The organism is Pseudomonadota bacterium, assembly GCA_040752895.1.
Lineage (GTDB): Bacteria > Pseudomonadota > Alphaproteobacteria.
The window spans coordinates 665,277-691,012 of record JBFMHN010000001.1; the positions used below are offsets into that span (position 1 = coordinate 665,277).

Annotated in this window: 25 protein-coding genes and 1 pseudogene; 19 read left to right on the forward strand and 7 right to left on the reverse strand. The window is 62.1% G+C overall.

Annotated elements, in window-relative coordinates; genetic code table 11:
* Positions 1–2: 2 nt before the first annotated feature.
* From lptD to rsmA, 4 genes are all read left to right on the forward strand, one after another.
* Positions 3–2,192: an LPS assembly protein LptD gene (lptD, locus tag AB1781_03400; GenBank protein MEW5703617.1), complete on the forward strand. Its 2,190-nt coding sequence runs from the start codon at positions 3–5 to the stop codon at positions 2,190–2,192.
* A 115-nt stretch (positions 2,193–2,307) separates the two neighbouring features.
* Positions 2,308–3,558: a peptidylprolyl isomerase gene (locus AB1781_03405; GenBank protein ID MEW5703618.1), complete on the forward strand. Its 1,251-nt coding sequence runs from the start codon at positions 2,308–2,310 to the stop codon at positions 3,556–3,558.
* Positions 3,555–4,568 carry a 4-hydroxythreonine-4-phosphate dehydrogenase PdxA gene (gene pdxA, locus AB1781_03410; GenBank protein ID MEW5703619.1) on the forward strand — a complete coding sequence of 338 codons (1,014 nt, stop codon included), beginning with the start codon at positions 3,555–3,557 and terminating at the stop codon, positions 4,566–4,568. The genes AB1781_03405 and pdxA overlap by 4 nt, the downstream gene beginning before the upstream one ends.
* 1 nt (position 4,569) lies before the next feature.
* Positions 4,570–5,412 carry a 16S rRNA (adenine(1518)-N(6)/adenine(1519)-N(6))-dimethyltransferase RsmA gene (rsmA, locus tag AB1781_03415; protein ID MEW5703620.1) on the forward strand — a complete coding sequence of 281 codons (843 nt, stop codon included), beginning with the start codon at positions 4,570–4,572 and terminating at the stop codon, positions 5,410–5,412.
* On the opposite strand, the gene gmk is transcribed toward rsmA, so the two are convergent.
* A complete protein-coding gene (gmk, locus tag AB1781_03420) occupies positions 5,409–6,044 on the reverse strand; it encodes a guanylate kinase (protein ID MEW5703621.1) in 636 nt (211 codons plus the stop codon). The genes rsmA and gmk overlap by 4 nt on opposite strands.
* 227 nt (positions 6,045–6,271) lie before the next feature.
* On the opposite strand from gmk, the gene AB1781_03425 reads away from it, so the two are divergent.
* Entirely contained in the window at positions 6,272–7,375 is a 1,104-nt protein-coding gene (locus AB1781_03425) for an NAD(P)-dependent alcohol dehydrogenase (protein ID MEW5703622.1), read from the forward strand.
* Positions 7,376–7,445: 70 nt separating this feature from the next.
* On the opposite strand, the gene mltG is transcribed toward AB1781_03425, so the two are convergent.
* The 5 genes from mltG to fabD all read right to left on the reverse strand — a co-directional run bounded on the left by mltG (position 7,446) and on the right by fabD (position 11,858).
* The gene (mltG, locus tag AB1781_03430) at positions 7,446–8,420 is read right to left on the reverse strand and encodes an endolytic transglycosylase MltG (GenBank protein MEW5703623.1); all 975 of its coding nucleotides are present in this window, start codon (positions 8,418–8,420) and stop codon (positions 7,446–7,448) included.
* Between the two features lie 17 nt (positions 8,421–8,437).
* Positions 8,438–9,697, reverse strand: coding sequence for a beta-ketoacyl-ACP synthase II (fabF, locus tag AB1781_03435; GenBank protein MEW5703624.1), 1,260 nt, complete (start codon positions 9,695–9,697; stop codon positions 8,438–8,440).
* 73 nt (positions 9,698–9,770) lie between these two features.
* Complete coding sequence (locus tag AB1781_03440) at positions 9,771–10,007, reverse strand: acyl carrier protein (GenBank protein MEW5703625.1); 237 nt, start codon at positions 10,005–10,007, stop codon at positions 9,771–9,773.
* 151 nt (positions 10,008–10,158) lie between these two features.
* Positions 10,159–10,896: a 3-oxoacyl-[acyl-carrier-protein] reductase gene (fabG, locus tag AB1781_03445; GenBank protein MEW5703626.1), complete on the reverse strand. Its 738-nt coding sequence runs from the start codon at positions 10,894–10,896 to the stop codon at positions 10,159–10,161.
* A 14-nt stretch (positions 10,897–10,910) separates the two neighbouring features.
* Positions 10,911–11,858, reverse strand: coding sequence for an ACP S-malonyltransferase (gene fabD, locus AB1781_03450; protein MEW5703627.1), 948 nt, complete (start codon positions 11,856–11,858; stop codon positions 10,911–10,913).
* A 218-nt stretch (positions 11,859–12,076) separates the two neighbouring features.
* On the opposite strand from fabD, the gene rpsF reads away from it, so the two are divergent.
* From rpsF to AB1781_03520, 14 genes and pseudogenes are all read left to right on the forward strand, one after another.
* Positions 12,077–12,547 (forward strand): 30S ribosomal protein S6, encoded by a 471-nt coding sequence (gene rpsF, locus AB1781_03455; GenBank protein ID MEW5703628.1) that lies wholly within the window; start codon positions 12,077–12,079, stop codon positions 12,545–12,547.
* A gap of 3 nt (positions 12,548–12,550) precedes the next feature.
* Positions 12,551–12,805 (forward strand): 30S ribosomal protein S18, encoded by a 255-nt coding sequence (gene rpsR / locus AB1781_03460; GenBank protein ID MEW5703629.1) that lies wholly within the window; start codon positions 12,551–12,553, stop codon positions 12,803–12,805.
* A 28-nt stretch (positions 12,806–12,833) separates the two neighbouring features.
* Positions 12,834–13,796, forward strand: a complete 963-nt coding sequence (locus tag AB1781_03465) for a DUF2232 domain-containing protein (GenBank protein ID MEW5703630.1) — start codon at positions 12,834–12,836, stop codon at positions 13,794–13,796.
* 2 nt (positions 13,797–13,798) lie between these two features.
* Complete coding sequence (gene rplI, locus AB1781_03470; GenBank protein ID MEW5703631.1) at positions 13,799–14,416, forward strand: 50S ribosomal protein L9; 618 nt, start codon at positions 13,799–13,801, stop codon at positions 14,414–14,416.
* 33 nt (positions 14,417–14,449) lie between these two features.
* Positions 14,450–14,623 (forward strand): annotated as a pseudogene (locus tag AB1781_03475) (hypothetical protein).
* On the forward strand, positions 14,584–15,810 hold the full coding sequence (locus AB1781_03480; protein MEW5703632.1) for a cyclopropane-fatty-acyl-phospholipid synthase family protein: 1,227 nt from the start codon (positions 14,584–14,586) through the stop codon (positions 15,808–15,810). Before AB1781_03475 ends, AB1781_03480 begins: the two are co-directional and overlap by 40 nt.
* 102 nt (positions 15,811–15,912) lie before the next feature.
* Positions 15,913–17,406: a replicative DNA helicase gene (locus AB1781_03485; GenBank protein MEW5703633.1), complete on the forward strand. Its 1,494-nt coding sequence runs from the start codon at positions 15,913–15,915 to the stop codon at positions 17,404–17,406.
* Entirely contained in the window at positions 17,393–18,487 is a 1,095-nt protein-coding gene (alr, locus tag AB1781_03490) for an alanine racemase (protein ID MEW5703634.1), read from the forward strand. The genes AB1781_03485 and alr overlap by 14 nt, the downstream gene beginning before the upstream one ends.
* Positions 18,488–18,492: 5 nt before the next feature.
* Positions 18,493–19,275, forward strand: a complete 783-nt coding sequence (locus AB1781_03495) for an ABC transporter permease (GenBank protein ID MEW5703635.1) — start codon at positions 18,493–18,495, stop codon at positions 19,273–19,275.
* A complete protein-coding gene (locus AB1781_03500; protein ID MEW5703636.1) occupies positions 19,272–20,051 on the forward strand; it encodes an ATP-binding cassette domain-containing protein in 780 nt (259 codons plus the stop codon). The genes AB1781_03495 and AB1781_03500 overlap by 4 nt, the downstream gene beginning before the upstream one ends.
* 44 nt (positions 20,052–20,095) lie before the next feature.
* Positions 20,096–21,523, forward strand: coding sequence for a DNA repair protein RadA (radA, locus tag AB1781_03505; GenBank protein ID MEW5703637.1), 1,428 nt, complete (start codon positions 20,096–20,098; stop codon positions 21,521–21,523).
* A 13-nt stretch (positions 21,524–21,536) separates the two neighbouring features.
* Positions 21,537–22,199, forward strand: a complete 663-nt coding sequence (locus AB1781_03510) for a CvpA family protein (protein MEW5703638.1) — start codon at positions 21,537–21,539, stop codon at positions 22,197–22,199.
* A gap of 20 nt (positions 22,200–22,219) precedes the next feature.
* The gene (purF, locus tag AB1781_03515; protein MEW5703639.1) at positions 22,220–23,674 is read left to right on the forward strand and encodes an amidophosphoribosyltransferase; all 1,455 of its coding nucleotides are present in this window, start codon (positions 22,220–22,222) and stop codon (positions 23,672–23,674) included.
* A gap of 7 nt (positions 23,675–23,681) precedes the next feature.
* Positions 23,682–24,398 carry an SDR family NAD(P)-dependent oxidoreductase gene (locus AB1781_03520; protein MEW5703640.1) on the forward strand — a complete coding sequence of 239 codons (717 nt, stop codon included), beginning with the start codon at positions 23,682–23,684 and terminating at the stop codon, positions 24,396–24,398.
* 3 nt (positions 24,399–24,401) lie between these two features.
* Here the strand turns inward: AB1781_03520 and der are convergent, their stop codons facing one another.
* On the reverse strand, positions 24,402–25,736 hold the full coding sequence (gene der / locus AB1781_03525) for a ribosome biogenesis GTPase Der (GenBank protein MEW5703641.1): 1,335 nt from the start codon (positions 25,734–25,736) through the stop codon (positions 24,402–24,404).

A 25,736-nucleotide genomic window follows, 5' to 3' on the forward strand; every position in this document is an offset into this window, starting at 1 on the left:
GCATGCATGCGTGGAAAGCCTTCGGGCTGGCAGCCGGCTGTTGCCTTCTCGGTTCTCTGCCTGCGTTGTCCGCGCCTATGGCCGAATCGGCGGGGGATGACCCGCCGCTTCTGTTGCGCGCCGATGAGGTGCGCCATGACGAGGAGCACGGCGCCATCATCGCCCACGGGCACGTCGAAATCACCCAAGGTACACGCGTTCTCCTTGCCGACACCATCACGTACAACCAACGCGCCGACCTCATCACCGCCACCGGCAACGTGACGCTGCTGGAGCCGACCGGGGAGGTCGCCTTCGCCGACTACATGACGCTGACGAACGACATGCGGGAAGGCATCGTTCGACACTTGCGCATCCTGCTCGAGGACGATTCGAAGCTTGTCGCCGCTTCCGGAAACCGCACGAAAGGCGTCTTCACCGAGTTTCGGAAAGCCGTCTTTTCGCCCTGCGATCTTTGCAAGGAGGACCCGACGCGGGCACCCCTGTGGCAGTTGAGGGCGATGGAAGTCCGGCACGATCGGATCACCAAAGATATCGAATACAAGGACGCCTTTCTCGAAATATACGGTGTCCCGGTCGCCTATACGCCCTACCTTTCCCATCCCGACCCCAGCGTGAAGCGGCGAAGCGGCTTCCTGATGCCTTCTTTTGGAAGCTCGACCGAGCTCGGCCTCCGTACGCAGGTGCCCTATTATTTCGACATCGCGCCCGACAAGGACGCAACCCTTGCTCCGATTTTCACGTCAAAAGAAGGCGTCGTACTCGCTGGCGAATATCGCCAACGCTTTGAGCACGGCGAGGTCGAGATCGCCGGCAGCGTGACGGAAGCCGACGAACGGCAAAACGGCATCAAGGTCTCTGGCGAGAAAGAGATGCGCGGTCACGTGAAAAGCCGCGGGCGCTTCGATCTGGGCCCAACATGGCGGACCGGCTTCAACGCCTTCCGATCCTCGGACGACACGTACCTTCGGCGCTACAAGCTCGGCAACGATAGCACCCTGTTTGGCAACGAGAATACCTTGACGACCAACGCCTTCCTCGAAGGCTTTCGCCGACGCAATTACATAGGCGTGAACACCTACCTCTTTCAGGGACTCCGCGAGACGGACGATCCCAGCGCCACGCCGCTTATCCTGCCGATGATTGAATACAGCCACATCGGGGATCCGAATCGTCTGGGCGCGCGCTGGAGTTTGGATGCAAACCTGCTTAGCCTTACCCGCAAGGAAGGAACGGACAGCCAGCGCGCGTCCCTCCAGACAGGCTGGCAACTGCCCTACACAGCGCCGGCGGGCCATGTGACGACCGTTTCGGCCACCCTGCAAACGGATGGCTATTTCGTCAACGACGTCGCGGACCTTGCCGACCTCAACCGGGAAAGAGGAGACGGCTTTATCGGCCGCGCCTTTCCGCAACTTATGATCGACTGGCGCTATCCCTTCGTTCGGGAGGGAGAACAGCTTCACCATCTGGTGGAGCCGGTCTTTTCGATCGCCGTCGCGCCGAACGGAGGCAATCCCTCGAAGATTCCAAACGAAGACAGCCAGGACTTCGAATTCGACACAACGAATCTGCTGACCGGGAATCGCTTTGCCGGACTTGACCGTGTCGAAGGCGGCCAGCGCGTGAACTACGGCCTGCGGATGGGAGTGTTCGGCGACGGCGGCGGAAGCACGACCGTCTTCTTCGGTCAGAGCTACCGCCTCCGCCGAGACAGTACCTTCGCGGTGGGTTCCGGACTCGAAGACCACACTTCCGACTTCGTCGGCGAAGTGGCCGTGTCACCGCTTTCCGATCTCAACGTCCTTTACCGCACCCGGCTGGACAAAGACAGCCTGCGGGCGGAACGAAGCGAGGTCGAGTTCGGCGCCGGGCCGCCTGCCCTTCACGTTAGCGCGAACTATTTTTTCATCCGGGAATTGGCCACGAACCCGGAATTCGCCAACCGCGAGGAATTGACCACGGGGCTGAGTTCGCAATTCACGAAAAACTGGTCTTTTTCGGCCTTCAACCAACGGGATCTCGAGCTCAACAACACCATTTACTGGGGGCTGGGGGCCAACTACGTGGACGAATGCGTGACCCTTCAATTTACCTTCCTCCGCAGTTTCACCCAGGACCGGGACATCAAGCCGTCGGACACCTTTTTCCTGCGTATTATTCTCAAACACCTTGGCGGAACTAGCACTTGATCCGTATAATGGGTTCGTGAGGTTTTCCCCTTTGCTAGACGGCCGGTCGATCGCTATGTAAGGGCCTCTTGGATCGCAGAAAAGATCCCGAGCAAAGAACGGAATTCGGTATTCCATGAGATTTTTTTCGTTTGTCGTACTGCTGATCGCGCTGACGGTAAGTTTCGCGCGGGCAGAGGAAACCCGCCGCATCGCCGCCGTCGTCAACGAGGAGGCAATTTCCGACCTCGATTTGGACGCTCGGCTGCGGCTTATTGCCTTTACGGCGAATCTTCGCGAATCCACCGACGTTCTTCAGCGCATGGTGCCGGAGATTCTGCGCACCTTGATCGACGAAAGGCTGAAGATCCAAGAAGCCAGCCGCCTCGAGATTAAGGTTGAGGACGAGGAACTGGAAGCGGCGAAGCGGGGAATTGAAAGCCGGAACGGCATTCCCGAAGGCACCCTCGACGACGCCCTGCGCACCGAGGGCATCCCCCCCTCGACCATCGCCACGCAGATACGCGCATCGCTGGCGTGGGAAAAAATCGTCCGTAACCAACTTTACCCGCGGGTGTCCGTCAGTGAAGACGAGGTGGACGAACACATCGTCCGGCAAAAACAATACAAGGGGACGATAGAGTACCTTGTTTCGGACATTTTTATGGCGGTCGGCGAGGCGGCCGATGAAGACGCCGTCTTTCAGACCGTCAAACGGGTGGCGGAAGCATCGCGCACCGAGGGAAATTTTGAACGCTTCGCGCAAGAATTCTCCCAATCCATTACGGCGCTTTCCGGCGGCGACCTCGGGTGGGTCCGGGAAGGCCAGCTCGCAAACAAGATGAACGAGGCCCTGCATGGGATGAAGGGCGGGGATATCTCGGACCCTATCCGCACGGAGGACGGCTACCATATCCTTTGGCTTCGCGATCAGCGGCACGCGGGCGAGGCGGCGGGCAGCGATTCCGTAAGCCTGAGCCAGATCCTGTTTCCGCTGAAGCCCACCGCCCCTCAGGATGAGGTCGCCGCGGCGATGACAAAGGCGCAAAACGAACGGAAGAATTTGAGCGGCTGCGCGGCCATGAATCGGGCGGCCGAGCTGTTGAAGACCCCGATGTCCGGCCATATCGGGACGATGTCCGTTTCGGACCTGCCCTTTCCATTGCGCGAACCGGTCAGGCAGCTTCCTGTCGGACAACCAAGCGAGCCGCTTCAAACGGAGTCGGGCATTCATTTACTGATGGTCTGCGACCGCCCCGATTCCCAAGGACCCACGGAAGACCGTCAGCAGGTCCAGCTGAATCTGCTGTTGGAAAAACTCGACCTTCTCGCGCGGCGTTATCTCCGCGACCTTCGCCAGACGGCGTTTGTCGACGTCCGCTTATGACCGCAACGTCGAAACGCCTGCCGCTCGCGCTCACGATGGGAGAGCCGGCGGGTATCGGCGGCGAAATTGCGCTGAAGGCCTGGGCAAAACACCATCAAAGCTTGCCGCCGTTTTTTCTGCTCGACGACCCGGCCCGACTTAAGCGGCTCGCTGCCGACCTCCGTCTCGCGGTGGGCATCACCCCGATCGGAAGCCCGGCCGAGGCAAGCGCGGCTTTTGACCTGGGCCTGCCCGTCCTTCCTCTGACCGTCCCCGCGTCGGCGGCACCGGGAAAGCCGCAGCCGGAAAACGTCCCGGCCGTGCTCGAAGCAATCCGCCGGGCGGTCGCTTGCGTCGAGGAAGGCAGGGCCGCCGCCCTCGTCACCAACCCGATTCACAAGGCGACGCTTTCGGCGGCAGGCGTTCCCTACCCCGGCCACACGGAGTTCCTGGCCAAGCTTGCCAGCAGCCGGCACACCCCCGTCATGATGCTGGTGATCGAGGACCTTCGCGTCGTACCGGTCACGATTCACATCGCCCTCCGTGACGTGGCCGGGGCACTCACGACCGAGCGGATCGTTGCCTGCGGCAGAATCGTTGCGGACGCCCTCGTGCGCGACTTTGGCATCGCACGGCCGAGGCTTGCCGTCGCCGGCCTCAACCCCCACGCCGGCGAGAAGGGCAGCTTCGGTTCCGAAGAAATGACGGTCATCGCGCCGGCCATCGAGGCGCTCATCGGCCTTGGAATCGTGGCACGCGGGCCGTTTCCTGCCGACAGCCTGTTTCACGCCGGAGCGCGCCAGGCATATGACGCCGCACTTTGCATGTACCATGACCAGGCCCTGATTCCGCTCAAGACGATCGACTTCAAAGGCGGCGTCAATGTGACGCTCGGCCTTCCCTTCGTGCGAACCTCGCCCGATCACGGCACCGCCTTCGAGATCGCGGGCCAGGGAATCGCGGACGAGACGAGCCTTGTCGCGGCGCTGAAACTGGCCCGCGACATCGCGGACCGTCGAGCCATCGCCTGATATGTCCGGCGGCCTTTTCACGCGCCCGCCGCTTGGCGATGTGATCCGGCAATACGGTCTCGACGCCGACCGCCGTCTCGGCCAGCATTTTCTGCTCGACCCGAATTTGACGCGCAAGATTGCAAGGGCGGCCGGCGACTTGCACGCGTGCACCGTTATCGAAATCGGTCCCGGCCCGGGGGGGCTGACGCGCGCGTTGCTGGATGCCGGCGCCAAACGTGTCGTCGCGATCGAACTCGATCCGCGCTGCGTTGTGGCTCTCGAAGGTCTCGTTCGGGAAAGCGACGGCCGGCTTACGGTTCTCGAGGGGGACGCCCTCACGACCGAACTGGCCGGGCTGGCGCCGCCGCCCTGGCGCATCGTTGCCAACCTGCCCTATAACGTTTCCACGGCCCTGCTTCTGAAATGGCTCCATTCCGAGAACAAGCCAGAGGAAATGGTCCTCATGTTCCAGAAGGAGGTGGCGGCACGGCTTTCCGCGAAGCCGCGTACGAAGGCATACGGCCGGCTTTCCATTCTCGCCCAGTGGCTCATGGAAATTACCCCGCTTTTCGACATCGGCCCGAAGGCCTTCGTGCCGCCGCCGAAAGTTTCCTCGACCGTGCTTCGCTTCCACCTGCGAGGCAGCCCTCTGGCGCCGGCCGATATCGCTTTCTTAAGCCGGGTGACCCGAGCCGCCTTCGGCCAGCGGCGGAAAATGCTGCGGGCGAGTTTGAGGGGGTTGGGGGTGGAGACCGCCGACCTTCTCGCCGAGGCCGGGGTTTTGCCAACCGCCCGTGCCGAGGAGCTTTCAGTCGAAGAGTTCTGCGCACTCGCCCGGGCGCTGGCGAAACAAGCGGCTTAGCTTTTCCGCGATCGGCAGACGAAATCCGGAAGGTCGGTCTGGCGCGTCCGGCGCAGCCGTTCGGCTTTCAAGATTGCGTGAACGGCTTCCACGCTTTCTTCAAGGTTCTCGTTGACGATGAGGTAGTCGAACTCGTCCCAGTGGCTGATCTCGTCTTCCGCCCGGGCCATCCGCTTGCGGACGACGTCTTCCGCGTCCTGGGCCCGCGCCCGCAGCCGGTGATCGAGCGTCTCCATCGAAGGCGGCAGGATGAAGACGCTGACAAGATCGTCTCCGACAAGTTTTTTCAAAGCCCGATTGCCTTGCCAGTCGATGTCGAACAGAAGGTCGCGGCCGGCTTTCAGCGCGTTTTCCACCGCCACCTTCGGCGTACCGTAACGGTTGCCGAAGATTTTGGCGTGCTCGAGAAAGGCTCCTTCCCTTGCCTGACGATCGAAGGCCGTCTCGTCTATGAAATGGTAGTCCCTGCCTTCCTTTTCTTCGGGCCGCTTCGGCCGTGTCGTACAGGAAACCGACATCGCGATCCCGGAATCGCGCCCAAGCAGAGCGCGCGCGATCGTTGTCTTTCCCGCCCCGGAAGGCGAAGAGAGCACCAGCATCAATCCGCGACGGGGGATTTTCAACTCCGGCATGTCGGCTACATATCCGCAAACCCAGTCCTCCGGCAAGGGATTCATGGGCTCGGCGCGAACACCGCCGGAAAGGTGGAAAATGGGTTGATATTCCGCCAATTTTACGATTGCGAAGGCTTCTCGGAAGACGCATGATGGCGGGCTAAAGACGGATGCCCTGACAGAAAAAACCGCAGCGTCGGCGGAAGGCGCCGCAAAAAAAGTATCGCTCAAGAGAGGAAACACCCATGCAAATCACTGCCGCCGTTGCGCGCCAGCCCAACAAGCCCTTCACGGTCGAGAAAATCGAGCTTGACGAGAATATCCGGGACGACGAGGTGTTGGTTCGCGTCGTCGCCGCCGGCATGTGCCACACGGATATCGTCTGCCGGGACCAATACTACCCGGTCCCTCTTCCTTTCGTTCCCGGCCACGAAGGCGCCGGCGTCGTCGAGAAGGTCGGAAAGCGCGTGGCGAAGGTTGTGCCCGGCGATCACGTCGTCCTCACGTTCAACTTCTGCGGACACTGCCCGAGCTGCCAGGAAGGCGACCCCGGCTACTGCCACAACCTTTTCGGGTACAATTTCGGAGGCGCCCGCCCGAACGACGGATCGGGCACGCTGAAGAAGGGCGGCGAATTGATCCACGGTTATTTCTTCAGCCAATCCTCTTTCGGTGAACACGCGATCGCGACGGAACGCAACGTCGTGAAGGTCCGCAAGGACGCGCCGCTCGAACTCTTGGGCCCGCTCGGTTGCGGCATCCAGACCGGCGCCGGCGGCGTCATGAATTCGCTCCACCCGCGGGCCGGCACCAGCATCGCCGTCTTCGGCGCCGGCGGGGTGGGCCTGAGCGCCGTCATGGCGGCCGCGGTGGTCGGCTGCACGACGATCATCGCCATCGACGTCAAACCGGGCCGGCTCAAGCTCGCCAAGGAACTGGGGGCCACCCACACGATCGATGCCTCGAAGGCGAACCCGGTCGAGGAGATCCAGAAGATCACCGGCGGCGGCGCTAATTACAGCCTTGAAACAACGGCTCTGCCGCAAGTGCTGCGCCAGTGCGTCGATTCGCTGACCCTCCGGGGCGTGTGCGGCGTGATCGGGGCGGCACCCCTTGGAACGGAAGTCAAGCTCGACATGAACACCATCATGTTCGGCCGGACGATCCGCGGCATCATCGAGGGCGACAGCGTACCGGACATCTTCATCCCGCGGATGGTGGACCTCTTCATGCAGGGCCGCTTCCCGATCGACAAGCTGATGAAGAAATACAAGCTCGCCGACATCAACCAGGCCGTCACCGACTCGGAAAAAGGCACGGCGATCAAGCCGATCCTGATGATGTCCTAAAGCCGCCCACCCGTTCCGAACAAACCCGCGGCCATGAGGGGTTCCCCTTCATGGCCGCAGGCTTTTCAGGCTAGTTCTTCCGGATGCGTTGCCAGCGGCGGACGTTCTTCCGATGTTCCGCAAGCGTCCGCGCGAAGACATGGCCGCCGTTCCCATCGGCGACGAAGTAAAGTTCGTCCGTCGCCAAGGGATGAAACGCGGCCTCGATCGCGGCGCGGCCAGGATTGGCGATCGGTCCGGGCGGCAGACCTTCCACCCGGTAGGTGTTGTATGGATGGCTGGTTTCAAGGTCGGCCGTGGCAAGCGGCCGGCCAAGCGCCCCGCTTCCCTTCGTGAGCGCATAGACGACCGTGGGGTCCGATTGCAGGCGCATGCCCCGCTTGAGCCGATTGAGGAAGACGGCGGCGATGCGCGAGCGCTCTTCCGGAACGGCCGTTTCCTTTTCGATCAGGGAAGCCAAGGTAAGCGCCTCAAGGGGGGTCGCAAAAGGCAGACCTTCGTCCCGGCCTTCCCACAGGGCAAGCAGCGTTTCCGCCATCGCCTTTTGCATGCGAAGCACGAGGGATTCCCGCGTTTCCCCCCAGGTATAGGCATAGGTTTCCGGCAAGAGTTCGCCTTCCAAAAGCGGCGTTTGGAGTTCGCCTTCCAGCCCTTCCGCCCCGCCGAGGACCGTCATCACCTCGGCCGTCGTCAGCCCCTCGGGCACCGTGAGTTTGTGCAGGACCGTTTCGCCCTCTATGAGGATCGTCATCGCTTCATGGGTCGAGACAAAAGCCGGGAAGGCATACTCGCCGGCCCGCAGGGCGCGATCGTTGCCGCTCAAGCGCACGCCGAGCCGGAAGAGCAGGGCATGTCCCACCACGTCGGCTGCCTCAAGGCGCTTGGCAATCGCTGCCACGCCTTCGCCCCTCGGGATGAGGAGAACAAGCGGCTCGTCCAGGGGACCGGGCTGATGAAACCGATGAACGCCATAGGCAACAATCCCGCCCAGCGCCAACGTCAGGATGACGAGAATAAGCCCAAGCCGGAGCAGAAGCCGCCCCATGGACCTAGGCACGCCGGTTAGGGAGCGGAAGTGAAAACAAGCGAGGCGTTCGTTCCGCCGAAGCCAAAGGAATTCGAGAGTACGGCTTTCACTTCCCGTTCCTTCGCCTGGTGCGGCACCAGATCCATGTCGCAGCCTTCCGACGGGTTATCGAGATTAAGGGTCGGCGGCACGACGCCGTCCCGCATGGCAAGGATCGTAAAGATCGCTTCCGTGCTGCCCGCCGCGCCCAGCAAGTGCCCGATGGAAGATTTCGTCGAAGACATGGAAACCTTGTTGGCGGCGTTTCCGAAAAGCCGTTTGACGGCGCCGTGCTCAATCTCGTCGCCGAGGGGGGTGGAAGTGCCGTGGGCGTTGATGTAATCGATGTCCCCGGGCTCCATCTTTGCACTGCGAAGCGCGTTCCGCATCGCGCGGTAGGCGCCGGCGCCATCCGAGGCCGGCGCCGTCACATGATGGGCATCCCCGGACATGCCGTAGCCGACGAATTCCGCATAGATTTTCGCGCCGCGTTTCCTTGCATGCTCGTATTCTTCGAGGACGACCACCCCGGCCCCTTCCCCTATGACGAAACCGTCGCGGTCGCGGTCCCACGGACGGGACGCTTTCTCCGGCGTTTCGTTGAAATGGGTCGAAAGCGCCCGCGCCGACGCAAAGCCCGCCACGCCGAGCCGGCATACAGCCCCTTCGGCGCCGCCCGCGACCATAACGTCGGCGTCCTCGCGCTGAATCATGCGCGCCGCATCCCCGATCGCGTGCGCCCCGGTCGAGCAGGCGGTAACGACCGAGTGGTTCGGACCGGTAAAACCGTAACGGATGGAAACGTGACCGGAAACCAGATTGATCAAGGACGCCGGAATGAAGAAGGGGCTTACGCGGCGCGCCCCTTTCTCATGAAGGGTGACGGACGTATCGTAAATCCAAGAGAGGCCGCCGATCCCGGAACCGATTAGGACCCCCGTGCGTTCCCGGTTTTCCTCGTCTGTCGGCTTCCAGCCCGAATCCTCGATCGCCTGAACGGCGGCGACGATCCCGTAGACGATAAACGCATCCACCTTCCGCTGCTCCTTCGGCAGCACCCAGTCGTCCGGGTTGTATTCGCCGGGGCCGGTACCGTGCGGAAGGAGGCCGGCAATCTTCGAGGAAAGGTCCGAAATGTCGAACCTGTCAATTTTACGAATACCGGATTCGCCGCGGACAAGGCGTTTCCACGTTGCCTCCACTCCACAACCGAGCGGGGTAAGCAGCCCTAGTCCGGTAACGACGACTCGCCTCATGCAAGCGATTTTTCCGTTCCGATGATTGGCGCAACCGATGGGATGGTTCGGCGAACCGCCCGCACCCGAAGCCCTAGGAACTCGCACTCTCGATAAAGTCTACCGCGTCTTTGATGGTAACGATCTTCTCGGCGATGTCGTCCGGAATCTCGACGCCAAATTCTTCCTCGAAGGCCATGACAAGTTCGACCGTGTCAAGGCTGTCGGCGCCAAGATCATCAATGAAGCTTGCGTTGCTGACGACTTTTGCTTCATCGACGCCAAGATGTTCAACAACGATCTTTTTTACGCGTTCCGCGACGTCACTCATATCGGCTTTTCCTTCGGAAGGTTCGTTCACGTTCGGGTGTTGAGAATCTAACCGGGCTTCCCCACCGAATTGGCTTGACGCCTTGCCCAGCCGGGGGTTGCGTCGTTTCCTAACATACTTTCTAACCCTTGGCCAGCGACGCCGGACCAAGCTATATCATGGCCATGCCGCCGTTGATGTGCAAGGTCTGCCCGGTGACGTAACCGGCTTCCTCGCTGGCAAGAAAGACGACGCCGGCGGCGACGTCTTCCGAACTCCCGAAGCGGCCGCTTGGGATGCGGGTGCGCAGCGATTCTTTCTGTGCATCCGAAAGCGCCTCCGTCATGGCGGTCGCGATGAAACCGGGCGCCACGCAATTGACGGTGACCCCGCGCGAGGCAACTTCCGCCGCCAGCGACTTCGACATCCCGATCATGCCGGCCTTCGAGGCGGCGTAGTTCGCCTGGCCGGGGTTGCCGGTGACACCCACGATCGACGCGACGTTGACGATTCGCCCCCAGCGCGACTTCATCATTCCGCGGAGACAGGCGCGGCTCAACCGGAACGCGGCCGTAAGGTTCACGTCGAGAACCTTCTGCCAGTCCTCGTCCTTCATGCGAAGCACGAGACCGTCGCGGGTGAACCCTGCGTTGTTGACGAGGATGTCGATCCGGCCAAGCTTCGCTTCGGCGGCTTTCGCCAGAAAATCGGGGGCGGCCGGGTCGGTGAGGTCCGCGACGATGGGATGGACGCGTTCGCCAAGCGCTTCCGCCAACGCCTTCAAGGCCGCCTCGCGTGTGCCGGAAAGCGCCACGCTTGCCCCCGCCCCGGCCAACGCCCGCGCGACCGCACCGCCGATGCCGCCCGAGGCGCCGGTTACGAGCGCCCCTTTCCCGGTGAGATCGAACATTGCCTTCCCCCCTCTTACTTTCCCGCGAGATACGCCTCGATGTCCCCCGGCGTCCCGATCGCCGTGGCGGCAAGTTCGCGATCGATGCGGCGGGCGAGGCCGCATAGCACCCGGCCGGCGCCAAGCTCGATCAGGTCCGTCGCCCCCATCTCTTTCATCTCAAGAACGGATTCACGCCAGCGCACCATCCCCGTCACTTGCTGAACCAGAAGGCGGCGGATGGTTTCCGGATCGCTAACCGGCTTCGCCGTCACGTTTGCGATCAATGGCACGACCGGAGGCCGGATCGCGACACCGGAGAGCGCTTCCCGCATCGCGTCCGCGGCTGGTTGCATCAAGGAACAATGGAAAGGCGCGCTTACCGGCAACCGCACGCTTTTTTTGGCGCCCCGTTCGGCCGCCAGTTCGATGGCCCGTTCGACCGCCGCCCTTGCCCCGCTCACGACGGCCTGGCCGGGCGCGTTGTCGTTGGCGGTCGCGCAGACGCCGCCGGTTTCGCCGGCCGCCAGCGCCGCGATCTCGGAAGCCGCCTCAAGGTCAAGGCCAAGCAGCGCCGCCATAGCACCTTCGCCAACCGGGACCGCCTTCTGCATTGCCTCTCCGCGCGTTTTCAAAAGCCGCGCCGTAACGGCCAGTTCCAGGCCGCCCGCCGCCGCCAGCGCCGAATATTCTCCCAGCGAGTGACCGGCGACACACCGCGCCGCCTCGCCGAGTTTAAGCCCGCCTTCCTTTTCCAGCACGCGAAGAACGGCAAGGCTCATCGCCATCAACGCCGGTTGCGCGTTCTCGGTGAGCGTAAGCTCGGCCTCCGGCCCCTCGAACATGAGGCGGCTCAAACCTTGGGAAAGCGCTTCGTCCACCTCCCCGAACACGTCACGGGCGGCGGAGAAGGCCTCCGCCAGCGCCTTTCCCATGCCGACGACCTGCGAGCCCTGGCCCGGAAAAACGAACGCCCTTGTCACGTGCGGATCCTTTCTTGTCTTGCCCGGATACCCTGGCCCCGATGTAAGGGCCAGTGATAGCGCCTTGTTTTTTCCTGTCAAGCGGGCTTGCAGGACCTATGGTTTTGTGTATCATGCGGCGCTTTCTAACTCCTTGCCGGCAAAAGCCGGCTAGGGCCGGGCAGCTAGGCTGAAGGCCGTAGCGCCGGACCGCAAACAGCCAGAAGGGGTCCCAACGCATGCCTCTTTACGAGCATGTCTTTATTGCGCGCCAAGATATTTCCACAGCGCAGGTCGAAAGCCTCGCGGGCCAACTCGCCGAGGTCGTCAAGGAACAAGGGGGCACAGTCCAGAAGACGGAACACTGGGGCCTGCGCACGCTTGCCTACCGGATGAAGAAGAACCGCAAGGGCCATTACGTGCTCTTGAACCTCGACGCCCCCCCAGCCGCCGTCCGTGAACTCGAACGGCAGGAGCGCTTGAGCGAAGACGTGCTGCGCCATCTGACGATTCGCGTGCAGGAACTCGAGCCAGGCCCTTCCATCGTATTGCGGAGCCGTTCCGACCGGGACGATTCCCCGAGAGAGCACCGGGAATTCGACCGGAACGAAGGACGGGACAGAGGCTACGGAAGTCGGCGCGGGAAAGAAGAACGCGAGAGCTTCGAGATCCCCTCGCGCGAATCGGCAGACGAAGAGGAGGTAGCGTAAGAAATGGGAGCCCCCCCACCAAGCCCTGGAGAAGGCCGCCGGCCATTTTTTCGCCGGAGGAAGAGCTGCCCGTTTTCCGGGCAGGGCGCGCTTAAGATCGACTACAAGGACGTGAGGCTGCTGCAACGCTTCCTTTCCGAGCGCGGCAAGATCGTACCAAGTCGAATCACTATGGTGTCCGCCAAGAAGCAGCGTGAGCTTGCGCAAGCGATCAAGCGCGCGCGCGAACTTGCGCTTCTGCCGTTCATCATCAAGTAACGAAACGGCGGTTCCTCCGTCCACAGCGATGTCGAAATCGATTTTCCTTGCCCTTGGCGCAGGCCTTCTTGCGGTGCTCTTTTACGCTTCGGTCGCGACCGGACGGGAGGAAACGCTTTTTCTGAGCTTTTTCACCCAACTGCCGCTTTTCCTGGCCGGTCTAGGCCTGGGCTACCCGGCGGTTGTGGTTGCAGCCATCGCCGGTGTCGCTTTTTGCCTCCTGCTGGTCAGCGTTTCCTACGGCGTCGCCCTTGTCCTCGCTCTCGCCTTCGCGTTTCTTCACGCGGGGCCCGTCATCCTTTTCGTTCGCCAAGCCCTGCTCAGCCGCACCGACGCCGAGGGCAACCGCGAATGGTATCCGCTTGGGCACCTCGTCGCCTGGGTCGCCGGCACCGGTGCCGCTTTTTTCCTCGTCCTGTTTTTCGTTCTCGCCGGCGGTGAACAGGGGATCGAGGCCGTCGTTCGCGGATTTCTGTCGGAGATGCTCACCTCCATCCTGCAAACGCCGACGCCGCAAGCCGAGCGCCTCGTCGAAGCGATCGCGCCCTTCTTTCCGGCCTTCGCGATCGGCTGGTGGCTGTTCATGGTCATCGCAAACGGCGCGCTGGCGCAAGGGCTGCTTGTCCGCTTCGGCCGAAACGTCCGGCCTTCCCCGGACTTTGCCAAGATGAAACTTCCGGATTGGCTGACCTACACAACAGCGGGTGCCGCTCTCGTGCTGATCGCGGCCGAGCCGGGATCGGTCAAGTTCTTCAGCCGCAATCTCGTCCTGATCCTGTGCGTTCCTTTTTTCCTGCTGGGACTTGCGGTTGTGCACACCATGGCCAGGACGTACGTTGCCTATCCGCGTTGGGTGCTGATCCCGTTTTATTTTTTGTTTATATTGTTCGGCGGGTTTGCCGCTGCGATCGTGACGGGGTTCGGGTTTGTTGAGCAAGCGATTGGAATCCGCCGTCGCCTGCCCGTTTCGGTCAACGCCGGGGAGAAATAATCATGCAAGTGATCCTGCTGGAACGGATCGAGAAACTGGGACAAATGGGCGACGTCGTTGACGTCAAGGCCGGCTATGCCAGAAATTGGCTGCTGCCGCAGAAAAAGGCGCTGCGCGCAACCAAGGAAAACCTTGCCGACTTCAAGACCCGAAAACAACAGCTCGAGGCGGAAAACCTTACGCTTCGGAAAGAGGCCGAGACGATCGCCGAGAAAATGGAGAAGCTCGAAATCGTTCTTCTGCGGCAGGCCAGCGAAGCGGAGCATCTCTATGGCTCCGTCACCAGCCGCGACATCGAGGCGGCCGTGAAAGAAGCCGGTTTCCGCATCGGGCGCAGGCAGGTCCTGCTGGATCAGCCGCTGAAGACGCTCGGCCTTCATCCCGCGCGCATCGCCCTTCACCCCGAAGTGATCGTAAAGATCAAGGTCAACGTGTCGCGGTCGGCGGAAGAAGCCGCGCTGCGGTCGGCCGGGAAGACGGCAAAGCCAGCCGTCGAGGCGGCCCCTTCGGAAGAAACCCCCTTCCAGAAGGCGGAGGAAATCTTCGAGGAAAGCGTGCTCGAAGAAATGACCGCCGAGGCTTCCCCCGAGGAAGACGCGGAAAAATCGGCCGAATCCTGAGGCGGGCCGACCGGGGTTTACAGGCCCGGAAGACCGCCCCCCGCCCGCCTTTCTCCCTTTGCAAGCCGCAAAGGCTTCCGTTTAAACTATGTCTCCGGTCTTCAAAGCCCGGGGCCGGGACAAAACGGGTATAAGGACCGGGAAAAACGGGCGTTTGGGTGCTGCAAATGGTATTGCGGCTTCTTTTTAAACCCCTCATCCGTATAGGGACATTGCGCGTCGTCGACGCCGACGGCAACGTCGAAGAATTCGGGGGAACCAACGGCCCCCGGGTCACCATCCGCCTGCACGAGAAAACGCTTCCCTACAAACTTCTCCTGAACGCGGGCTTGTATGCGGGCGAGGCCTACATGAACGGCACGCTCACGATCGAGGAAGGCACGGTTCGCGACCTGATCGATCTCTATGCCATGAACCTGAAAGCAGCGCCGCCCAATTTCCTCGATCGCCCGCGGCAATTGCTTCGCTTCATGTTCCGCGCCTTGCAACAGTACAACCCCGTTTCCCTGGCGCGCAAACACGTTGCCCATCACTACGATCTTTCCGGTGCGCTTTACGATCTCTTCCTGGACAAGGACAAGCAATATTCCTGCGCCTACTTCACGAACGAGAAGGAAAGCATCGAGACCGCCCAGGAAAACAAAAAGCGCCACATCGCAGCGAAGCTGCGGATCGAGCCCGGCATGCGGGTGCTCGATATCGGCTCCGGCTGGGGCGGGCTTGCCCTTTACCTGGCCGAGGCTTGCGACGCCGACGTGACCGGTATCACCCTCTCGAGCGAACAGCATCGCATCTCGAACGAACGGGCGAAGAAGACCGGACTCGAGAACCGGGTGCGCTTCTTCCTGCGGGACTACCGGGAAGAAAAGGGGAAATACGACCGCATCGTTTCCGTTGGCATGTTCGAGCATGTCGGGGTCCGCCACTACAAAGCCTATTTTGCCAAGATGAACGAACTTCTGGCCGAAGACGGCGTCGCGTTGCTTCATTCCATCGGCCGCATGGAACCGCCGGCCGCCACCAACCCCTGGCTGCGGAAATACATCTTTCCAGGCGGCTATTCCCCCGCCCTTTCCGAGGTCATCCAAGAGATTGAGAAGATCGGGCTGTACATCACCGATATCGAGATCCTGCGCCTACACTACGCCGAGACCCTGAAGCACTGGTACCGGCGCTTCCAGGCGAACCGGAAACAGATTGCCGCCATCTACGACGAACGGTTCTGCAGGATGTGGGAATTCTATTTGGCCGGTTCGGAAGCCGCCTTCCGCCACCAGGGTCACATGGTTTTCCAGATGCAGCTGGCCCACAAGCAAGACGCCGTGCCCCTTACCCGCGACTATGTGACGGAGTGGGAACGCGCTCGGCCAGGCTTCCGAAAATCCGCCGCATAAGGCAATTATCCCCGCTTCTCACATAGCGGTTTCATCGTGTTCCACAGGACCCGAAGCGGAAAGCCCTACATTTTCCGCTAGCGCTTCTGCTATGCTCCGCCCATGGAAGCGTCCGGGTCCAACACGAAAATCACCCCTTTAAGGGAAAGCCACGAGCAACCGAGGCTTCGCACCCCGCCGCGCAACACCGAAGTCGAACAGGCGCTGCTTGGCGCCATCCTCTATGAAAACAAGGCCTACCTGAAAGTCGCCGACTTTCTGCAACCCGACCATTTCGCCAACCCCGTACACGGCCGGATCTATGCCGCCACCGCGCACCTGATCGAACGCGGGCAGCTTGCCGACCCGATGACGCTCAAGGCCTATTTCGAGCAGGACGACGCGCTGACCGAGATCGGCGGCGGCGCCTATCTGGCCCGGCTTGCCACCGCCGCCATCACCATCTTTAACGCCGAAGACTACGGCCGGACCATCCACGACCTCTACCTCCGCCGCCAACTGATCATCCTTGGCGACGAAATGGCCGAAACCGCCCAGCGTTCCGAGATCGAAGTCACGGCAACCGATCAGATCGAAGCAACCGAACAGCAGCTCTACGACTTGGCGACGAGCGGCCGGATCGGCGGCGATTTCCGCCCCTTTCGGGCAGCACTTGGCGACGCCGTCGCCGCGGCCGAAGCCGCCTACAAGCGCGAAGGGACGCTGACCGGCATCGCCACCGGCTTCATGGACCTCGACAAGCAGCTGGGCGGGCTGCACACCTCCGACCTCATCGTGCTTGCCGGCCGCCCCTCGATGGGGAAGACCGCGCTTGCCACCAACATCGCCTTCCACGCGGCAAAGTCGCGGGCGAAGGACACGCGGGTGCCGGCGATCGACGGCGCCGTCGTCGGCTTTTTCTCGCTTGAAATGTCGGCCGAACAACTGGCGACGCGAATTCTGGCGGAAGAGGCCCAGGTGCCTTCCGAGAAGATCCGTCGTGGCGAGCTTAGTCACGGCGATTTCGAAAAAGTGGCGATGGCGGCCCAGGACCTGGCCAACGTTCCCTTCTACATCGACGATACGCCGGCCCTGACCATCGGCGCGCTTCGCACCCGCGCCCGGCGATTGAAGCGCCAGCACGGCCTTTCGTTGATCGTTGTCGATTATCTGCAACTCCTTGGGTCCTCGGCTTCCCGCTACGACAACCGCGTGCTGGAAGTCGCGGAAATCACGCGCGGGCTAAAGGCGCTTGCCAAGGAGCTCAACGTGCCGGTGCTGGCCCTTTCCCAGCTTTCGCGCGCCGTCGAACAGCGCGAGGACAAGCGCCCCCAGCTTTCGGATTTGCGCGAATCCGGCGCCATCGAGCAGGACGCGGACGTCGTGGTCTTCATCTACCGCGAGGAATACTACCTTTCCCGCCAGCAGCCGCCGGAAGGAACGGACAAGCACTTCGAGTGGCAGGAGCAGATGAACAGGGTCCACAACGTTGCGGAAATCCTGATCACCAAGCAACGCCACGGCCCGACCGGCAAGTTGGATCTGTTCTTCGACGGCCGCTTCACGAAATTCGCCAACCTGGACAAGGACGTACGGCTTCCGGATGCCTCCTTCTAGCCGCGCCGACGCCGTTCTCACCATTGATCTCGACGCCATCGCGACCAACTACCGGCGGCTCGGCGAGCGGCTGAAGGGGGCTGGCCTGCACGCGGTCGTCAAGGCGGATGCCTACGGCCTTGGCATGAAAAGGGTCGCGCCTTTGCTTGCCTCACAAGGCTGCAAAGATTTCTTCGTCGCCACGCCGGACGAGGGGGTGGCGCTTCGCGCCCTTTTGCCGGAAGCCGAGATCGGCGTCTTCAACGGCGTACTCGCCGGCGAGGAAAGCACCTTTCGCGCCCACCGATTGATCCCCTGTCTGAACGACCTCGGCCAGATTGAACGCTGGGCGAAAGAAGGTGGCGGGGCCTGGGCGGCGCTTCACGTCGATACGGGCATGACGCGGCTTGGGCTTTCGGCAAACGACGTCGAACGCTTGTCCCGGGAACCGGAACGCCTGGCCGGCGTCCGGCTTCGTTATATCCTTTCCCATCTCGCCTGCGCCGACGCACCAGCCCACCCCAAGAACGCGGAACAGCTGACCCGCTTTCGAGACCTCCGCCAAAAACTTCCCGCCCTTCCCTTAAGCCTTGCGAATTCGAGCGGCGTCTTCCTGGGGCCGGAGTACCACTTCGATTTCGCCCGCGCAGGGGCGGCGATCTACGGCATCAACCCGCAGCCGAATCTTCCCAATCCGATGATGCAAGTCGTTACGTTGCAAGGAAAAATCCTGCAAGTCCGTGACGTTGACAGCCCCGAGACCGTTGGCTATGGTGCGACCTATCGTGTCGATGGGCCTGGTCGAATCGCAACGCTGGCTGTTGGGTACGCCGACGGATTTTTGCGCGCACTTGGCAATCGTGGAAACTGTTTCGTCGGTGACCGGCGCGCACCTGTCGTTGGACGTGTTTCAATGGACCTCATCACGATCGACGTCACGGAGATGCCGTCGCAACTAGCAACCCCTGGCACGTTCGTGGAACTTCTCGGCTCGCATCATTCGGTTGACGACCTAGCGGCGGAAGCCGGAACGATCGGCTACGAGATTCTGACCACGCTCGGGCGTCGCTGCCACCGCACCTACACCGGGACATCCGCGTAAACCCCATGGCCACCCTAGACATCCTTGCCCTCCTCGGTCGCACCTTCCTCGGGTTTTTGGAAGCGACCGGCAGCCTCGCCCTGTTCGTCTCGAAAGCCGTCCTTCACAGTTGGCGGCCGCCCTATTATTTCCGTGCCATTGGGCGGCAGATGATCGATATCGGCTATTATTCGCTGCCTATCGTCGGCCTTACCGCTATTTTTGCCGGCATGGTGCTGGCGCTTCAAAGTAACGTGGGACTCGCCCGTTTCCAAGCGGAAGCCCAAATTCCGGAAATCGTCGCCTTTTCGATCACCCGCGAACTGGGGCCGGTGCTGGCCGGTCTGATGGTGGCCGGGCGAATTGGGGCATCCATGGCGGCCGAGCTCGGCACGATGCGGGTCACCGAACAAATCGACGCTCTCGTCACCTTGGCGACGGACCCGTTCCGCTACCTGGTTTTTCCCCGCCTGCTCGCCGGCATCCTTACGCTGCCCCTCCTCGTCCTTATCGCCGACGTCATCGGCATTTTCGGCGGCTTCATCGTCAGCGTGCAGACCTTCGATTTCAATCCGGCAAACTTCATCCAGAAGGTTTGGGACTATCTGGAATGGGACGACGTCTTCAACGGGCTGGTAAAGGCTTCCGTCTTTGGATTCATCATAACGCTGATGGGCTGCTATCAAGGCTTCCGGTCCCGCGGCGGCGCGGAAGGGGTCGGCCGGGCGACGACGAACGCGGTTGTCGCCGCCTCGATCCTCATCCTGGTCACCGATTACTTCCTTTCTGCAATCATGTTCGGCAAATGACGACCGGCCAACCGAAAATCCGCATCCGTAACCTGCACAAATCCTTTGGATCAAACCGGGTTCTGGCGGGACTCAACCTCGATCTCGCGATCGGCGAATCGGTCGTCGTTATCGGGGGCTCCGGCAGCGGAAAGTCCGTGTTGCTGAAATGCATCCTGGGCCTTCTCGAGCCGGAGGAAGGCAGTATCCAGATCGACGGTGTCGAGGTTGTCGGCATAAAGGAAAGAGAGCGCCAGGAAATTCTCAAGCAATTCGGCATGCTGTTCCAGGGCGGCGCCCTTTTCGACAGCCTCAAGGTCTGGGAAAACGTCGCCTTCGGGTTGATCCAGGCCCATGGCGTGCCGCGCAAGAAGGCAAAGCACATGGCCCTTGAGAAGCTCGCCTCCGTCGGGCTGGACGCCCGGGTGGCGGAGCTGTTTCCGGCCGAACTTTCCGGCGGCATGAAGAAGCGGGTTGGCCTCGCGCGCGCCATCGCGGCGACGCCGAAGGTGATCTTCTTCGACGAGCCAACGACCGGGCTCGACCCGATCATGGGCAGCATCATCGACCGCCTGATCGTCCACAGCGTGAAGGAACTTCAGGTAACCGCGCTTTCCATCACCCATGATATGGCGAGCGCCCGGCGCATCGCCGACCGGGTCGCCATGCTCTATAAGGGCCAGATCATCTGGGATGGGCCCGTCGCCACCATCGATGAAACCGACAACCCTTATGTCGAGCAGTTCATTCACGGCAAGGCCGAGGGCCCCATCAAGATGGAGGTCCGGCGGTCTTAATTTAATTGGACCGGCCAATTTCCGACCACCAGAGAACGCAAACCTTGGCCCGAAACGCGGCCCGTTACGTCTGCCAGACCTGCGGCGCCAGCTTTCCGAAATGGAGCGGGCGGTGCGACGCCTGCGACGCGTGGAATTCGATCATCGAGGAGGCCGCGCCGGCGCCCGTGCCCGGCGGCCTTGGCAAGGCCGGCGCAAAACGCAGGTGCGAAAAACACATCGATTTTGTCGGCCTCGAGGGCAGCGAACCACCCTTGCCGCGCCTGAAAACCGGCATTGCGGAGTTCGACCGCGCCTGTGGGAGCGGCATGGTGGCGGGTTCCGCCATTCTGATCGGCGGCGACCCCGGCATCGGAAAATCGACCCTGCTGCTCCAGGTGGCCGCCGCCGTTACCGGCCAAGCATACGCCGCCTACATTTCCGGCGAGGAAGCGGTCGATCAGGTGCGCTTGCGGGCAAGCCGCCTCGGCCTGGGCGGCGCCAAGGTCCACCTCGCCACGGCGACCAACGTCCGCGATATTCTGGCCAGCCTCGATAGCGAGGAAGGGCCGGATCTTGTCGTCATCGATTCGATCCAGACGATGTACGTGGACTCGCTCGACTCCGCCCCCGGCACGGTCGCCCAGGTGCGGGCCTGCGCGCAGGAGCTTATCCGACTTGCAAAACGCCGCCGGATGACGCTTCTGCTGGTGGGCCACGTCACAAAGGAAGGGATGATCGCCGGCCCCCGCGTGCTTGAGCACATGGTGGACACCGTTCTTTATTTCGAAGGCGAACGTGGCCACCAGTTCCGCATTCTGCGCGCCGTAAAAAATCGCTTCGGACCGACGGATGAGATCGGCGTCTTCGAGATGACGGATGGCGGCCTGATGGAAGTCCCGAACCCTTCCACGCTCTTTCTTTCCGAGCGCTCCGGCCAGGTAAGCGGGGCGGTCGTGTTCGCCGGCATGGAAGGCACGCGCCCTGTCCTCGTCGAGATCCAGGCTTTGGTGGCACCTTCCTCCTTCGGTACGCCGAGGCGTGCCGTCGTCGGCTGGGACGGGGGACGGCTAGCGATGGTCTTGGCCGTGCTCGAAACGCGCTCCGGCTGCGCCTTCAGCGGTCAGGACGTTTACCTGAACGTCGCCGGGGGACTAAGAATTACGGAACCGGCCGCCGACCTTGCCGTTGCGGCGGCGCTGATTTCGGCCTTTCGTGATACGCCTTTCCCCAGCGAGGCCATCGTCTTCGGCGAGATCGGCCTTTCCGGCGAAGTGCGGGCCGTAAGCCAACGGGATGCCCGCCTCAAGGAGGCGGCGAAGCTGGGTTTCCGCGAGGCGTTTCTGCCACCGGCCCGGAAAGCCGCCAAGGCGGAAGCCAAGACCCCGCTTCGCCTGCAGGAAATCCGCCTCCTGTCCGAACTTCCCGCCTGCTTTCACGGTGGGAAATCCCGCGGCGGACGGCCGGAGAAACCGGAAAAACCACACCCTTGAACGACGAGGCGGCATGGACAACTTTCCCCTGAACACGCTTGATCTCGCGATCCTCGGCGTTCTTTTCCTTTCCGCCCTCTTTGCCTGGGGCCGCGGCCTCGTCCGCGAGCTTTTCTCGCTCCTCGCCTGGGTGGGAGCGGCTCTCGTCCTGGTCCATGGCTTCGGCCCGGCACGGCCCTTCGCCCACGACGTTCTTGCGGTACCGGTTCTGACGGACGTCGGGCTGGCGATCGTACTTTTCATCGGCGCCCTCCTTCTTTTTTCCTTCATCGGCCGCCGGGTCGCCGGGCGCGTAAAGGAAAGCAAGCTCAAGCCGATTGACCGTGGGCTCGGCCTTTTCTTCGGGCTGGCGCGAGGGGTTATCCTGGTCTCGTTTCTCTACCTCCTCTTCGGCTGGATGGTTCCGCCCCGCGACCAGCCGGGCGCGCTTGGCAATTCGGTCCTGCTGCCCTTCGTCGGCTTCGGTGCCAGCCTTCTTTCCGACCTGGTGCCGGACGCGCAGGAAAAAGAAGGGAGAGAGGCGATGGAGGCGGCCAAGGAAAAGACCGAGGAAACTATCGTCTGGGGCCGGGTTCTGCGCTTCTTCGATTCGAAATCGACTGAAGCGAAAGGTGAATCCGGCTATACTGAACAAGATCGAGGCGCGATGGAACGCCTGATCAAAAACCTGCAGTAACTCTGGATTGGACGAACGGGATGCGTGGAACGAACCCCTTCGATGACGACCACTTTCACGAAGAGTGCGGGGTGTTCGGCATTTACGGCCACCAAGACGCCGCGGCGCATACGGCACTTGGCCTGCATGCGCTCCAGCACCGCGGCCAGGAGGCAGCCGGGATCGTCACCTTCGATGGCTCCCACTTCCATAATCACCGGGGACTCGGCCTGGTCAGCGATAATTTCAGCAGCCGAAAAATCATCGAAAGCCTGACGGGCTACGCCGCCATCGGTCACAACCGCTATTCGACGTCCGGCGAGACGGTACTCCGGAACGTTCAGCCGCTGTTCGCCGACTTCGAATCGGGCGGCTTCGCCATCGGCCACAACGGCAACCTCACGAACGCGCGCCTGTTACGCCGCCAGCTCGTGCGGCGGGGCTGTCTTTTTCAATCGACGACCGACACCGAGGTCATCGTTCACCTTATTGCGACAAGTCTCTATTCCACCGTCGTCGACCGGCTGATCGACGCCCTGAAGCAGGTGGAAGGCGCCTACTCGCTCATCGCGCTTACGAACGAAATACTTATCGGCGCGCGGGACCCTTATGGGGTTCGGCCCCTGGTTCTTGGAAAGCTGGACGGCGCCCACATACTGGCGTCGGAAACCTGCGCGCTTGACATAATCGGCGCCGAATTCGTCCGCAATATTGACGCGGGAGAGATCGTCATCATCAACAAAGACGGTCTGAAAAGTATCAAACCCTTTCTTAAACAACACCACCGTTTCTGCATCTTCGAACATATCTATTTTGCAAGGCCTGACAGCGTCGTCGAAGGCACAAGCGTCTACGAGGCCCGCAAGCGCATCGGCGCCGAACTTGCCCGTGAAAGCCGAGTGGACGCCGACGTCGTTATTCCGGTGCCCGACTCGGGCGTGCCGGCGGCGATTGGCTATGCCGCGGAAGCCGGCATTCCATTCGAGCTCGGCATCATCCGCAACCACTATGTCGGCCGCACTTTCATCGAGCCCAGGGACCAGATTCGCCACCTTGGCGTCAAGCTGAAGCACAACGCGAACACCCCCCTCATCCGCGGCAAACGCGTAGTCCTGATTGACGACAGCATCGTTCGCGGAACCACTTCCACGAAAATCGTCGAGATGGTTCGCCATGCCGGCGCCAAGGAAATTCATATACGGATCGCGAGCCCGCCAACGATGCATTCCTGCTTCTATGGGGTGGACACGCCGGAACGCGACCAGCTTCTGGCCGCCCAGAAGAGCATCGCGGAGATGACGAAGCTGATCAAGGCGGACAGCCTCGCTTACCTCTCGATTGACGGTCTCTACCGGGCGATGGGCGAGACCGCCCGCAACGCGGAATTTCCGCAATATTGCGACGCCTGCTTCACGGGTAACTACCCCATCCGGCTCACGGACCAGGAAGGCGGGGACGTCTCCGCCCAGCTCTCGCTGCTGGCCGAACTCGGCTGACCCGTTCGTGGCGGTTTTTTCTTCTCCGCGCCTCGAAGGCCGCATTGCACTGATCACGGGCGCCTCCCGCGGGATCGGCGCGGCGGTCGCCAAACGCTTCGCGAGCGAAGGGGCCCACGTCATTCTGGTCGCGCGCAGCACGGCCGGTCTCGAAGCAACCGACGATGCGGTTCAGGCCAGCGGCGGCACGGCGACGCTCGTCCCCCTAGATCTCATGGAATTCGCGGCCATCGAGCCGATGGCCGCGGCGATTGCAAAGCGTTTTGGAAGGCTCGATATTCTGGTGGGAAACGCCGCGACCTTGGGCATGCTATCGCCGCTCGGACATTTTGAACCCGCCGTGTGGGACGAAACCTTCGCCGTAAACGTCACCGCGAACTGGCGCCTGATCCGCGCCTTCGATCCTCTGCTTCGCGCCTCGCCTTCGGGCCAAGCGATTTTCGTCACGTCCGGCGTCGGAAGCCACCCCACCCCCTATTACGGCGCCTATGCGGCCAGCAAGGCGGCCCTCAACATGATGGCGCTGGTCTACGCCGCCGAGGTTGCGAAGACGAACCTAAGGGTGAACCTCCTCGATCCGGGAATTATCCGCACCGCCATGCGGGCCCAGGCTTTTCCGGGCGAGGATCCGGCGCAACACCCGCCGCCGGAATCGGTAACGGAAGCCTTCGTGCGGCTGGCCGAAGCCCCTTCGCGCACCCACGGGGAAATCATCCAGGCTTAAGCGTTAGGCGTACGGATTTTCTCCCTTGCGCAAGCGCAAGCGAATCGGCGTGCCGTCGAGGGAGAACGCTTCCCGAAGATCGTTCACGAGATAACGAACATAGGCTTCCGGCAGGTCGTCCGGCCTTGAAGCGAATAGCGCGAAGGTCGGCGGCCGCGATTTAACCTGCGTCAGGTAACGAAGCCGGATCGGCTTCCCCTTGACGGCAGGCGGGGGGTGCCGTTCGACGGCATCGGCCAGCCAACGATTCAGCCTCGCCGTCGGCACGCGCCGGTTCCAGGTTTCATAGAGCTTCAGCACCGCCGGCATCAGATGTTCGACACCACCGCCGGTCTTTGCGGAAATAGGCACGCAAGGAAGCCCGCGCGCTTGGGGGAGCGAGCGTTCGAGCCGTTCTTCGATCTTGGCCAAGGTGACCTTCGGCGTCGCCACGCGATCCCATTTGTTGGCCACAACGACCAGCGCCCGGCCTTCCTCGAGGGCGGTGCTGGCGATGGTGAGGTCCTGTTTTTCAACGCCTTGCTCCGAATCCAGGACAAGGATAACGACCTCGGCGCGGCGGATGGCTTTCTGGGTCGCCGCGCTCGAAAGCTGTTCAACCGTTTCCGTCACCCGCGCCTTCCGCCGCAGGCCCGCCGTATCAATCAAAAAGAAAGTTTTTCCCGCCACTTCCCAGCGAACGGGAACCGCGTCCCTGGTCGTGCCGGCCTCCGGGCTCGTAAGCAAGCGCTCCTCACCGATCAGGTGGTTGGCCAGCGTGGATTTCCCGACGTTCGGCCGACCGACGATGACCAGCGAAGGCCCCCGCTCCGCGGCCGTTTGCGGCGATGGTTCTTCTTCCTCCTGTTCCATAAAAGGAAGGAGGCGCTCGTAAAGTTCGGCCATGCCTTCGTTGTGCTCGGCGGAAAGCGCCACCGGTTCGCCGAAGCCAAGTTTGAAGGCGGCGTAGTAGCCCGCCTTTCCAGCGGTCCCTTCGCATTTGTTGACGGCCAGAACGATCGGTGTGTTCTGCTTGCGAAGCCAGCTCGCGAAATGCGCGTCGAGCGGCGTAATGCCGACTCGCCCGTCCACCAAAAAGAGGGCGATATCGGTCTTGGCAAGCACGCGCTCCGTCTGGGCGCGCATTTTCGCCTCCAGCTCCTTGCGGGCCTCGCCCTCGAAGCCGGCCGTGTCAATGACGTTGAAAAGAAGGCCGCCGAGGGAGCCTTCCCCCTCGTGCCAGTCGCGCGTCACGCCGGGCGTATCATGGGTAATCGCCTGCCGGGCGCGGACCAGCCGGTTGAACAGCGTCGATTTGCCGACGTTTGGCCGGCCGACTATGACGACCGTCTTCTTCAT

Bases quoted from the DNA above. Each gene is read 5' to 3' on its own strand.
- gmk (MEW5703621.1), bottom strand. From the start codon at position 6,044: ATGCCGGAGTTGAAAATCCCCCGTCGCGGATTGATGCTGGTGCTCTCT.
- purF (MEW5703639.1), top strand. From the start codon at position 22,220: ATGCGTGGAACGAACCCCTTCGATGACGACCACTTTCACGAAGAGTGC.
- rpsR (MEW5703629.1), top strand. From the start codon at position 12,551: ATGGGAGCCCCCCCACCAAGCCCTGGAGAAGGCCGCCGGCCATTTTTT.
- rpsF (MEW5703628.1), top strand. From the start codon at position 12,077: ATGCCTCTTTACGAGCATGTCTTTATTGCGCGCCAAGATATTTCCACA.
- fabF (MEW5703624.1), bottom strand. From the start codon at position 9,697: ATGAGGCGAGTCGTCGTTACCGGACTAGGGCTGCTTACCCCGCTCGGT.
- mltG (MEW5703623.1), bottom strand. From the start codon at position 8,420: ATGGGGCGGCTTCTGCTCCGGCTTGGGCTTATTCTCGTCATCCTGACG.
- AB1781_03495 (MEW5703635.1), top strand. From the start codon at position 18,493: ATGGCCACCCTAGACATCCTTGCCCTCCTCGGTCGCACCTTCCTCGGG.
- rplI (MEW5703631.1), top strand. From the start codon at position 13,799: ATGCAAGTGATCCTGCTGGAACGGATCGAGAAACTGGGACAAATGGGC.
- der (MEW5703641.1), bottom strand. From the start codon at position 25,736: ATGAAGAAGACGGTCGTCATAGTCGGCCGGCCAAACGTCGGCAAATCG.
- fabG (MEW5703626.1), bottom strand. From the start codon at position 10,896: ATGTTCGATCTCACCGGGAAAGGGGCGCTCGTAACCGGCGCCTCGGGC.
- AB1781_03480 (MEW5703632.1), top strand. From the start codon at position 14,584: ATGGTATTGCGGCTTCTTTTTAAACCCCTCATCCGTATAGGGACATTG.
- AB1781_03425 (MEW5703622.1), top strand. From the start codon at position 6,272: ATGCAAATCACTGCCGCCGTTGCGCGCCAGCCCAACAAGCCCTTCACG.
- pdxA (MEW5703619.1), top strand. From the start codon at position 3,555: ATGACCGCAACGTCGAAACGCCTGCCGCTCGCGCTCACGATGGGAGAG.
- AB1781_03485 (MEW5703633.1), top strand. From the start codon at position 15,913: ATGGAAGCGTCCGGGTCCAACACGAAAATCACCCCTTTAAGGGAAAGC.
- rsmA (MEW5703620.1), top strand. From the start codon at position 4,570: ATGTCCGGCGGCCTTTTCACGCGCCCGCCGCTTGGCGATGTGATCCGG.
- AB1781_03405 (MEW5703618.1), top strand. From the start codon at position 2,308: ATGAGATTTTTTTCGTTTGTCGTACTGCTGATCGCGCTGACGGTAAGT.
- alr (MEW5703634.1), top strand. From the start codon at position 17,393: ATGCCTCCTTCTAGCCGCGCCGACGCCGTTCTCACCATTGATCTCGAC.
- AB1781_03440 (MEW5703625.1), bottom strand. From the start codon at position 10,007: ATGAGTGACGTCGCGGAACGCGTAAAAAAGATCGTTGTTGAACATCTT.
- AB1781_03510 (MEW5703638.1), top strand. From the start codon at position 21,537: ATGGACAACTTTCCCCTGAACACGCTTGATCTCGCGATCCTCGGCGTT.
- AB1781_03500 (MEW5703636.1), top strand. From the start codon at position 19,272: ATGACGACCGGCCAACCGAAAATCCGCATCCGTAACCTGCACAAATCC.
- AB1781_03465 (MEW5703630.1), top strand. From the start codon at position 12,834: ATGTCGAAATCGATTTTCCTTGCCCTTGGCGCAGGCCTTCTTGCGGTG.
- lptD (MEW5703617.1), top strand. From the start codon at position 3: ATGCATGCGTGGAAAGCCTTCGGGCTGGCAGCCGGCTGTTGCCTTCTC.